Below are 11,818 nucleotides of genomic sequence, written 5' to 3' on the forward strand. Positions count from 1 at the left end.
GGGAGCGGGAATCGCCACCGTCTCGGTGGGCGGACCGCTGGAGGATCTAGACCTTGAAAATGACTACGCAACGTGGACGCCTGCTGGCGTCGTCGATGATTTGCGGAATCGTCGCTCTCGGCGCCGGCCAGGCGGTCGCCCAAGAGTCGGAAGTTTCCGAAATCGTCGTCACCGGCTCGCGCATTCCGCAGCCGAACCTGACCAGCGTCAGCCCGGTCCAAGTGGTCGGCTCGCAGGAAGTCACCCTCGGCGGCCGTCCGGTCACCGCTGACTTCCTGAACCAGCTGCCGCAAATTTCGCAAAACGCCGCGACCGGCCTGTCGTCGACCTCGAACCCGCTGTCGGGTCCGGGCGGCGTGGCCACCATCGACCTGCGCGGCCTGGGTCAAACCCGCACCCTGGTGCTGGTCGACGGCCGTCGCCTCGGCATCGGCGACCCGAACACCGGCAACCCGAATCCGTCGCCCGACATCAACCAGATTCCGAGCCAGCTGATCGACCGCGTCGACGTGCTGACCGGCGGCGCCTCGGCGACCTACGGTTCGGACGCCATCGCCGGCGTCGTGAACTTCGTGATGAAGCGCGACTTCGAAGGCCTGCAGATCGACGGCAACTGGGGCGTCTATAAGCACAGCCAGCACAACGAGTTCGTTCAAGGCCTGCTGGGCCCGCGCCAGGTCGCCAAGCCGAAGGACGACACCTGGGACGGCGCGTCGCGCGACCTGAGCATCGTCTACGGCGCCAACACCGAAGACGGCCGCGGCAACGTCACCGCCTTCTTCACCTACCATGACCAAGAGCCGGTCACCCAAGGCAAGCGCGACTGGTCGGCCTGTCAGGTGGTCGCCAACGCCGCCGGCGTCGCCAGCTGCGCCGGTTCGCCGAACTCGAACCAGTGGCTGCTCGCCAGCGGCGACCCGATGACCCTGCCGGACGGCCGCGTCGCCGACCAAGTGGCCGTGGTCGGCAACCAATTCGTTCCGTACAGCACGAGCGCGGCCACCACCCCGCCGCCGTTCTTCAACTCGAACGAATACTCGTACCTGATGCAGCAAAGCACCCGCTACACTGCGGGCTTCTTCGCCAAGTACGACATCAACGACCACTTCAAGCTCTACTCCGACTTCTCGTTCATGAACGACCGGACGAACGTGCAGATCGCACCGACCGGCCTGTTCCAAGGCAGCGGTCCGTCGGCCACCAGCGGCTTCCTGGTCAACTGTAACAACCCGCTGATGAGCGCCCAGCAGCAGAGCGCCATCGGCTGTAACGCCGACATGATCGCCGCTGGCGACAGCGTCGACATGTATATCGGTCGCCGGAACATCGAAGGCGGCGGTCGTAACGGTTACTACGAGCACCAGAACTACCGGGTTGTCATGGGCACCCGCGGTGAAATCACCGGCCCCTGGACCTACGATCTGTACGGTTCGTACTACTACACCAGCCTGTACCAAGCCTCGCAGAACTACCTCTCGATCTCCAAGATCCAGAAGGCTCTGCAGGTTGTTCAGGGCGCCAACGGTCCGGTCTGTATTGACCAGTCGGACGGCTGCGTCCCCTACAACATCTTCCGCGACGGCGGTGTGACCTCGGAAGCCCTGGCTTACCTCGACGTCACCGGCACCTCGCGCGGTGCGGTCAGCCAGCGGATCGTGGAAGGCACCGTCACCGGCGACCTGAGCGAGTACGGCGTGAAGTCGCCGTGGGCGAATGACGGCGTCGGCGTCAACTTCGGCTTCCAGACCCGCCGTGAGCATATGGAATATGCTCCGGACGTGGCCCAGCTGAGCGGCGACCTGTCGGGCGCCGGCGGCGCTTCGGTGTCGATCGACGAGAGCATCGCCGTGACCGAAGGCTTCGGCGAAGCCCGCATCCCGCTGATCCAGGACATGGCCTGGGCCAAGGATGTCGTGCTGGACGTCGGCTACCGTTACTCGGACTATTCGACCGGCATCACCGCTGACACCTACAAGGTGGCTCTGCAGTGGGCGCCGACCGACGACGTCCGGTTCCGTGCGTCGTTCAACCAGGCGATCCGCGCTCCGAACCTGCTCGAACTGTACACCCCGCAGTCGGTGACCAACACCAGCCAGGTGTCGGAAGACCCCTGCGCCCAGGGCGCCGCGCGTCCGGCCAGCCTGGCCGCCTGCCTGAACACCGGCATCACCGCGGCTCAATACGGCAACATCCCGCAGTGCCCGTCCGGCCAGTGCGCCGTGCTGCAGGGCGGTAACCCGGACCTGCAGTCGGAAGAAGCCAAGACCTACTCGGTCGGCTTCACCCTGACGCCGACGTTCCTGACCGGCCTGACCGCCAGCGTGGACTACTTCACGATCGACCTGGAAGGCACCATCGGGAACATCCCGCTCGGCGTTATCCTGCAGCGCTGCCTGGAGACCGGCGACCAAGCGTTCTGCTCGCAGATCGTGCGTAACCCGATCAACGGCGCTCTGTTCGGTGACGACGTCGCCGCTGGCGGCTACTTCAACGGCGCCAACGTCAACATCGGTTCGGGCACCACCTCGGGCGTCGACGTCCAGGTGAACTACAACCTGCCGATCGAAATGATCGGTCTGGAAGAGTACGGTCGAGTGTCGGTCGCCCTGAACGGCGCCTACCTGATCGAAGCCACCACGGTTCCGCTCCCGGGCGACCCGGAGTACGACTGCGCCGGCCTCTACGGCCCGCAATGCCAGACCGTGAACCCGAAGTGGCGTCACCAACTGCGTGTCAACTGGACCACGCCGTGGGACATGACGTTCTCGGCCGCCTGGCGCTACATCGGCGAAGTGAAGCTCGAGCGTGACACCAACGAGCCGACCATCGGTCAGAACGGCAACGACCCGTTCAACCATCTGCTGCCGGCTCGCAGCTACCTCGACCTGTCGGGTGTGTGGAACGTCAACGACACCTTCACGGTGCGCGCTGGCATCAACAACATCCTCGACCAAGACCCGCCGCTGGTGAACTCGCGTATCGCCGGCACCGGTCTGCCGAACACCTACCCGACCTACGATCTGCTGGGTCGCAAGATGTTCATCGGCTTCACGGCCAACTTCTAAGACGCGTTCCCGAAAGGGGAGGCGAAGGGCGGCGGAGCAATCCGCCGCCCTTTTTCTTTGCCTACGCGCCTGTCGCTGCGACAACGCGTTTGGACGCAGCGGCCCTGGACAGGATCGCGGCCCGCCCACACCTTCTGTGCAGAGATCGATGTCCGGCCCGGCGTCGGGCGTGCGGGAGGATCGAGGTGCAGGCTTACGATAGGCGGACGGTCGGGCTTGGCCTGCTGGCGCTGGCCGGCTGCGCGGCGCCTGCCGGACCGCCGGTGATGATCAACATGGCGGGCGCCGTCCCGCCGCCGCCGGCGCAGGCCGGAGACGACGGCGCGGTGCTGGAGACCGACGCCGACATGTCCGGCCGGGTGACCGCGCCGGTGCGCATCAATGGGCAGGGGCCTTTCGATTTCGTCGTCGACACCGGCGCGAACCGCACCGTCATCACCCAGGAGCTGGCTGCGAGACTGGGCTTGCCCGACGCCGGACCGGCCGACGTGCACGGCGTCGCCGGCGTCGAGCCGTCGAACACCGTCACCATCGACCTGCTGGAGGTCGACGCTGTCGCCACCCGGGCCATTCGGGCCCCGACCCTTAGCCGCGTGCGTCTCGGCGCCGACGGCCTCCTTGGCGTCGACGTGCTGCGCGGCCGGCGTGTGACTGTCGACTTCCTGAACAACGCGTTCCGGATCACGCCGTCGCGCGGGCCGGGCGCGCCCGCTAGCACGGTCGGGGTGAGCGCGGCGGCCGCTAGCCGGCTGCCCAGCAGCGACGCGGTCTCGTCACGTCAGGTCGTGGTCCCAGCCCGCTATCGGTTCGGTCAATTGATCATCATCGGGGCCGACGTGGCCGGACGCCCGGTGACCGCATTCCTGGATTCCGGTTCGCAGAGCACAGTGGGCAACGAGGCGCTGCGCAAGCTCGTCATCGGGACCGAGGAACTGCGGGCGCCGCGCTACCTGGTGCCGGTGCTGAGCGCCACTGGGCAGACGGCCCAGGGCGAACTGGCGGTGCTGCCGCTGCTGCGGATCGGCGGACTGGACATCATGCGGCTGACCACGGTGTTCGCCGACCTGCACGTCTTCGACATCTGGGACCTGAAGGCCAAGCCCAGTCTGTTGATCGGCGCGGACGCCATGCGCCAGTTCGACGCCATCACCCTCGACTATGGGCGTCGGCAGGTGATCTTCACCTTGCCGACGGGCTCCCCGCGGCGGCGGCGGCCGACGACCTGATCCCCTACTTCACCGGAGTTGGGGACAGGACCATCGCGCCGGAGCTGCGCATCCGCTCCTGGGCCATTTCGTCGAGCAGCCCCTTGGCGCGCGGATCGCCGAAGATCCAGGCCGCCGCCGCCAGGGTGCGGGCAGAGTTCGCCGAGACGCCCAGGGCGCCCTCGAGGGCCTCAAAGGGGGAGACCTGGGTGGTCATGCGCTTGAGGCGCACGTCGCCCTGCAGCCCGGCCAGGGCCTTGGCCTTGTCGACCGCCTGGTAGAAGCCGCCGACTTCGTCGACGAGCCCGATCTCGCGGGCCTGGGCGCCGGTCCAGACGCGGCCCTTGGCGATCTCGCGCACGCGCTCAGGCGGCAGTTTGCGGCCCTCGGCGACGCGGTCGATGAAGTTGCCGTAGATGCGATCCATCCAGCCGGAGAAGGCCGCGCGCTGCGCCTGATTCATTTCGCCGCCCATGCCGAAGGCGCCGGCATACTCGCCGCCGACCCCCACCTGACGCACGTCGACCCCGAAGCGCTCCAGAGCCGGGCCCAGAGCGAACTTGCCGCCGAACACGCCGATCGAGCCGGTGAGGGTAGTGGGGTGGGCGACGATCGCGGACGCCTCGCTGGACACCCAGTAGCCGCCCGAGGCGGCGTAGGTTCCCATCGACACGACCACGGGCTTCTTGGCGGCCTTGGCGGCTCGCACCGCGGCGAGAATCTGCTCGGACGCGGTGTCCGAGCCGCCGGGGGAGGAGACGCGGAAGACAATGGCCTTAACGTCCTTGTCCTCAATGGCGTCGTAGAGCGCATCGGCGACGTCGTCGGAGTACATGGCCGAGGAGGAGGAGAACGGATTGGCCGTGCCGTCGTGGCCGGTCACGATCGCCCCTTCGCCTTCCACGATCGCGATGGCCGGGCCGGGCCGGGGCACGCGATCGCGGCTGGAACGCATGTACTTTTCGAACTCGACCAGTTCGGCGCCTTTGCCGGCCCGGGCCAGGGCGGCGGTCTCGGCGTCCTTTACCTGGCCGACCTTGTCGATCAGCTTCAGTTTCAGGGCGTCCTCGGCGATGTAGGGGCCAGCCTCAAGGCTGGTGCGCAGAACCTGCGGCGTCTGCTTGCGGTCGCTGGCGGCGTTGACCAGGGTCGAGCCATAGACCGATCCCATCCAGGACAACTGGGCCTCGCGGTGAGGCGCGGTGTAGTCGCTGTAGAGGTACGGGTTGACCGCATTCTTGAACTCGTAGCGCTGCTCGTAGTCGGCCTTCACGCCGTACTTGTCGAAGAAGCGCTTGAAGAACACGTCCTCGGTCGCCAGGCCGGTGGCCTGCAGCGAGGCGCCGGGCTGCATCCAGAACTCATCGGCGGCCGCGCCCAGCATGTAGGTCGAAGTAATGACGCCGGACGGGTAGAGCCCCTGGCTGTGGGCGATCACCGGCTTGCCCGAGGCCCGGAACTTCTTCAGCGCCAGGCGGATCTCGTCGGCGGCGGCCGGGGGCATGCCGCCCTCGGGCAGGCGCACCAGCACCGCCTTGATCTTGCCGTCCTTGCCGGCGCGGTCGAGGGTCTCGATCACCGACATCACCGACATCGAGCGGCGGCCGATCGAGGCGAACGGATTGACCGGATCCTGGTCGGTCAGCGGATCGCGCAGGTCCAAGGCCAGCACAGAGTGGGCCGGGGTCGGCGTTGGCTTGGCGGCGCCCGCGGCCATGACGATCAGCAGGAACGGAACGCCGATCAGAAACAGCACCAAGCCTGCGAAGACGCCGGCCATGGTGAGGAGGAATTGCTTCATAGGGAGTCGCCAAGCAGGGAGGTAAGCGCCGCACAAGCTACATGCGTGCGCGTTGCGTTCAAATGAAGACGTTGTCAGGACTTGGCGGACAGCCGCCGCTGCGACGCGATGGGCAAATTTATCCCCCTGAACGGTGATATGAATCGCATTCTTGCCGTTCGGCGCCTAGCTGTACGCATTCGGGGACGGGCCGAGCCCGCCTCGACAGTTCAGTGACGAGTACCGGGGGGGCAGATGGGCGTGGTTCGGAACGGTTGGCGTGCGGTTGGCATGGTCGCCGCAGGCGGGACCTTGGCGTTCGCTGGGGCGGCGCAGGCCCAGGGGCGGCCGGTGGCGATCATCGGCGCGACAGTGTTCGACGCGACAGGCGCGGCGCCGCATCTGGCCAATGTGGTGATCCAGGGCGGTCGCATCTCCGAGGTCGGACCCGGGGTGAAGGCGCCGCGCGGCGCCGTGGTGATCGACGCCAAGGGCAAGGCGCTGCTGCCGGGCTTCTTCGACGTCCACACGCACTGGACGCCGGCCGGCGCCCCGCGGATCTCGCCGCAGATCGCCAACGCCTACATCGCCGCCGGCGTGACCACCGTGAACGACTTCCACCAACAGCCTGAGTCGTTCGAGCCGCGCCGCCGCTGGATCGCCTCGATGGCCTCGCCGCATGTGAACTTCGTCGCGCGTATGAGCACGCCGGGCGGGCACGGCGCCGACTGGGCCGACCGCGCGACCACCAAGTGGGTGAACTCGCCCCAGGGCGCGCGCATGGAGGTGAAGTCGCTGGTTCCCTACAAGCCGGACTTCATCAAGGCGTTCGCCGACGGCTGGCGCTACGGCGCGTCGGCCGACAACACCAGCATGGATGAGGGCACGTTGAGCGCCCTGGTCGACGAGGCGCATCGCAACAACCTGAAGGTTCTCACCCATACGGTCACGGTCGACCGTGGCGCGATCGCCGGGCGCGCGAAGGTCGATGTCATCGCCCACAGCCTGCAGGACCGCGAGGTCGACCAGGCGGCGATCGAGGCGATCAAGGCCGGCGGCACCGCCTATGCGCCGACGCTCGCCGTCTATGACCCGGCCAAGGCCGGGCCTGCCCAGAGCGCCGAGGCCCGCCGCCGCAGCGAGCAGAAGTTCGGCTACGCCTTGCACAACGTGAAGGCTCTGCACGAGGCCGGCGTCACCATCGCGCTGGGCACCGACGCCGGCATGACCGGCACGCCGCACGGCGTTTCGACGCTCAAGGAGCTTGAACTGCTGGTCCGGGCCGGGCTGACCCCGTCGCAGGCGCTGATCGCCGGCACCGCCAACAGCGCCAAGGTGCTGGGCGAACTCGACGACCGCGGCACCATCGAGAAGGGCAAACGCGCCGACATCGTGCTGATCTCCGGCCAGCCCTGGAGCAATATCGCCGACGTCTACAAGACCGACCGCGTGTTCGTGGACGGCGTGCAGGTGCACGGCCCGGGGACGAGGCTGCCGGCCGCCAATGGCCAGACGTCGATGCCGGTGATCAAGGCCAAGGGCCCGCTGATCGACGACTTCGAGAGCGCTCGCTCCAGCTACGACACCCTGCGCATGGACGACATGGACGGCGGCATCGACCGCACCGTCCAGGTGGCGCAGGTGATCAACCGCACGGCCACCGACCATGCGCTCAGCATCGCCGCCCGGATGTCGGCCAAGGACGACGCCAACGCTGGGGTGATCATTCCGCTCAGCCGCGGCTCGGTCGAGCCGGTCGACGTGCGCGCCTACAAGGGCGTGCGCTTCGAGCTGCGCGGCGACGGCAAGGCCTATGACCTCGGGGTCAACACCCAGAACGGTCGCTGGATCGCTGAAGTCGCCTCCGGTTCCGAGTGGGCGACGGTCGAAGTGCCGTTCAGCGCCCTCAAGCGTACGAGCGGCCGGGGCGCCGGAACCGGCCCCTGGACCGGCGACGACGTCCTGGAGATCACCGTCGACGGCGGCCGTCCCGCCGGCGAGAAGATGTGGCTCGAGATCGACAATCTCAGTTTCTACTGAGGGTCTGAAGTTCCACTGCGTCTGGCTATCGCGCGCGTCGGCCTCGCCGCCGCGTGCGTTTGCGTGCGCGTCGCGCTGCGATCTGTTCAAGTCACCAATCAGTCGAATGCAATGGCGCCGTGATCTGGGGCGGGCGGTGGCTGCAATGTCACAGACACCGTTATTTCTCGTGCGGTCAAAGCAAGAAGGGTGACGTAGCGGCAATGTTTATGTGTTTGTCACGCCGACGTCGATTTTGCGGCTTTGGCTGCAAATCGACATAGTACTCTTATGGGTTGAGGGGATAATCTCAATGAATTCTCGTATGTCTTGGCGCAACGCCATGCTTGCGACCTCGGCGCTCTGCGCCCTTTCGATCGCCGGCGCGGCGAACGCCCAGACGGATGGCGATCTGGTTGAAGAAATCGTCGTCGTCGGTTCGCAGATCGAAGGCGCGAAGGTCACGGCGGCTCTCCCCGTCACCGTGGTCGATCAAGCCCAACTCGACAACGTCGCGGCGACCTCGGGCGACGACCTGTTCCGCTCCATCCCGCAGATGGGCGACGTGAGCTTCAACTCTAGCTTCCTGCCGAACTCCAGCAACAGCGCCCGCGGCGACGTCGGGTCGGTGAACCTGCGCAATCTTGGCGTCGGCAACACCCTGGTGCTGCTGAACGGCCGCCGGGTTGTGGCCCACCCGACCAGCCGGGCCGATGAGAACCAGGTGCCGGTGCTGACCTACAATACCAACGCCATCCCGGTCAGCGGCATCAAGCGCCTGGAAGTCCTGCGGGACGGCGCCGCGGCGCTGTACGGATCGGACGCCGTGGCCGGCGTTATCAACACCGTCTTGATGGACGATTTCGACGGCCTGACCGTCGAGGCCCAGTACGGTTCGGCCGAAGGCACCAGCCTGCGTGAAGGCGAGTTCTCGCTCCAGGCCGGCAAGAACTTCCACGACGGCCGCGGCAACGTCACCCTGTTCGCCAACTACACGAACCGTTCGGCGCTGAAGGCGTGGGACCAGGACTTCACGTCCACGGTCGATCGCACCCAGCTGTTCGCCGGCACCGACTACGCCGGCAATGCGACCCTCGACGACCGCGTCACCACCACCCCGTGGGCCAGCCTGACCGCGGTCGGCGGCACGATCCGTCAGAACGGCGTCGCCCTGACCACCGCCAACGGCGCGTTCCACATTCAACCGTCGACCAACGGCGCCTGCGCGACGGCTCTGCCGAACGGCATCTGCCTGGCGACCGGCGCGACGACGATCTCGGGCGCCGACCGCAACCTGCGCTTTGACACGTCGGGCACCTTCAACCCGTCGGTCATGCCCGAGCTGGAACGGGTCAACCTGTTCCTGACCGGCAAGTACGACCTGACCGACGATCTCCGGGCGTTTGGCGAGGTGGGCTACTACACGGCCACCACGCACGCGATCCAGACCTCGACCACCAATCTCAGCGGGCTGCCGATCGCGATCGCGGCTTCGAACTACTACAACCCCTTCGGCCAGGCGGTCTTCGCGAACGGCCAGGTCAACCCGAATCGCCTGCCGGGCCTGAGCATCTCGGCGGCCGGCGTGCCGGTCATTATGGCGGCCTACAACTTCGTCGACGTCGGGCCCAACCGCGTTGACGTCGAGAACAGCCAGTGGCGGTTCCTCGGCGGCCTGAAGGGCGAGACGTTCGGCTTCAAGTGGGAAGGCGCGCTGCTCTATTCGAAGGCCGAGGTTGAAGACACCTCGGACGGCATCAGCGCCACCCTGCTGCAGCAGCAGCTCGCCCTGTCGACGCCTGACGCCTACAACCCGTTCAACGGCGCGAGCCTGGACAACCCCAGCATCGGCGACAACCGCCCGAGCTCGCAAGCGGCGATCGACGCGATCCGCGTGAAGACCGTGCGCAAGAACGCCAGCACCTTGTCGATGGCCGACTTCAAGGTCTCGAAGGTCGACCTGTTCTCGGTCCCGGCGGGTGATGTCGGCTTCGCCGCCGGGGTCGAATACCGTCGCGAGACCCAGAAAGACGACCGCGACGCCCGTCTCGACGGCACGATCAAGTTCACCAACTCGGCGACGGGTTTGACTTATGAGAACGACCTGATCGGTTCCAGCGCCTCGCCGGACACCAAGGGCGCCCGAAACGTCACCTCCGCCTATGTCGAATTCGCCATCCCGGTCATCTCGCCGGATATGGAGATCCCGTTCGTCTACAACTTCGAAGCCCAGCTCGCCGGCCGCTACGAGAGCTTCAGCGACGTCGGCGACGTGGCCAAACCGAAGGTGGCCCTGGCCTGGGACGTCTATGACGGCCTGCGCTTCCGCGGCTCGTGGGCCCAGGGTTTCAAGGCGCCGAACCTCGAGCAGGTGAATGCGACGCTCGTGACGCGGTCCAACAGCCGCCGCGACTGGTACCGCTGCGAAGCCGACCGCCGCGCCGGCCGTAGCGCCAGCCTCCAGGCGTGCTCGACCGCATCGACCCTGGAACGTCGTTCGGGCAACGCCGACTTGAAGCCGGAAGAGTCGGAAACCTGGGGCGTGGGCGTGGTCTATGAGCCGCGCTTCATCCCGGCCGACTACGGCCGCTTCACCTTCACTGTCGACTACTGGCGTGTGAAGCAGGACGGCATCGTCGGCCTATTCGGCGGCGGCAACGCCATCACGGCTGACTACTATGCGCGTCTGAACGGCTCGTCGTACGCCAACGTGGTGCGTGCGGCGCCGACCGCTGACGACATCGCGGCCTACCAAGGCACGGGCCTAGCTCCCGTCGGCCAGATTCTCCACATCGCCGACCAGTACCAGAACCTGCTGCCCCAAGAGGCGCGCGGGCTGGACATCGGCGTGATGTGGAGCCTGCGTGGCACGCAGTACGGCGACTTCAGCGTCAACTTCAACGCTGCGCACCTGATGAAGTTCTACCGCTCGCCCTCGCCGGGCGTCGCCGAACTGGTCGCTGCGCAAGCCGCTGGCCAGATCGATCCGTCCATCTTCATCGGCGGCGGCGGCGATCTGATCCGTCAGAACGGCCGTCCCGAGTGGAAGTGGTCGGCTTCGGCCACTTGGTCCTACGACCAATGGACCGTCGGCGCCTTCACTCAGTACATCGGCGATGTCGAGGACACTCAGTTGCTCGACGCCGAGGGCGACGCTTGGGTGATCGACTCCCAGCTGACGGCGAATCTGTACGGCCAGTACGAGTTCACCGAAGGCTTGGCGGCCAACACCCGCCTGCGCGTCGGCGTCCGCAATCTGACCGACGAGAAGCCGCCGCTGTCGTCGGACGGCTATCTGGGTGAACTCTACCAGCCCTACAGCCGCTACTGGTACGTGAGCGTCCGCAAGTCCTTCTAAGGGCTGACGGATTTTCGAAGCACCCAGCGCCGGCCGGTTCCACAAGGAGCCGGCCGGTTTGCTTTTTGGGCCGGGCGCGGCGTTGAGGCGCGCACCGCCGATCATCGCCGCGTCGCCGCGTGCAGGGGCGTCAGAACGCGCGGAAGCCGCGCGGGTCCGAGGCTAGGGATAACAACGACGAGACAATTGGTTTTGGAGGCGGGCTGTGAAGCTGTGGGGCCAGATATCGATCGAGCTCAATGTCGGCGACTATGTCGAGGCGGCCGAGCACCAGCGCCGCCTGGAGGCGATCCTGGCGCAGGCGAGGGCGACCTATCCGCAGGCGACGCTGGCGATGCGCGAGCGGCGCGAACGGCGGCCGACGCCGGCGGTGCGGGCGCTGCCGGCGGAG

General features: G+C 66.9%; 6 protein-coding genes. 5 read left to right on the forward strand and 1 reads right to left on the reverse strand.

Annotated elements, in window-relative coordinates; genetic code table 11:
• Window positions 1-59: 59 nt before the first annotated feature.
• Both OUA97_RS05610 and OUA97_RS05615 read left to right on the forward strand, forming a co-directional pair.
• A complete protein-coding gene (locus OUA97_RS05610) occupies window positions 60-3,065 on the forward strand; it encodes a TonB-dependent receptor domain-containing protein (protein ID WP_267230830.1) in 3,006 nt (1,001 codons plus the stop codon).
• A gap of 185 nt (window positions 3,066-3,250) precedes the next feature.
• Complete coding sequence (locus tag OUA97_RS05615) at window positions 3,251-4,291, forward strand: aspartyl protease family protein (protein ID WP_267230831.1); 1,041 nt, start codon at window positions 3,251-3,253, stop codon at window positions 4,289-4,291.
• Between the two features lie 4 nt (window positions 4,292-4,295).
• Here OUA97_RS05615 and sppA read toward each other — a convergent pair whose 3' ends face one another.
• A complete protein-coding gene (sppA, locus tag OUA97_RS05620; RefSeq protein ID WP_267230832.1) occupies window positions 4,296-6,071 on the reverse strand; it encodes a signal peptide peptidase SppA in 1,776 nt (591 codons plus the stop codon).
• Window positions 6,072-6,341: 270 nt separating this feature from the next.
• Between sppA and OUA97_RS05625 the strand changes: the two genes are divergently transcribed.
• The 3 genes from OUA97_RS05625 to OUA97_RS05635 all read left to right on the forward strand — a co-directional run.
• The gene (locus OUA97_RS05625; RefSeq protein WP_267230833.1) at window positions 6,342-8,090 is read left to right on the forward strand and encodes a CIA30 family protein; all 1,749 of its coding nucleotides are present in this window, start codon (window positions 6,342-6,344) and stop codon (window positions 8,088-8,090) included.
• Window positions 8,091-8,382: 292 nt separating this feature from the next.
• The gene (locus OUA97_RS05630; RefSeq protein ID WP_267230834.1) at window positions 8,383-11,427 is read left to right on the forward strand and encodes a TonB-dependent receptor plug domain-containing protein; all 3,045 of its coding nucleotides are present in this window, start codon (window positions 8,383-8,385) and stop codon (window positions 11,425-11,427) included.
• Window positions 11,428-11,632: 205 nt separating this feature from the next.
• The coding region (locus OUA97_RS05635) for a hypothetical protein (RefSeq protein ID WP_267230835.1) at window positions 11,633-11,818 on the forward strand (186 nt) is incomplete at its 3' end.

The sequence above is a fragment of the Phenylobacterium sp. 58.2.17 genome (assembly GCF_026411515.1).
In the GTDB taxonomy this organism is placed as follows: Bacteria; Pseudomonadota; Alphaproteobacteria; order Caulobacterales; family Caulobacteraceae; genus Phenylobacterium.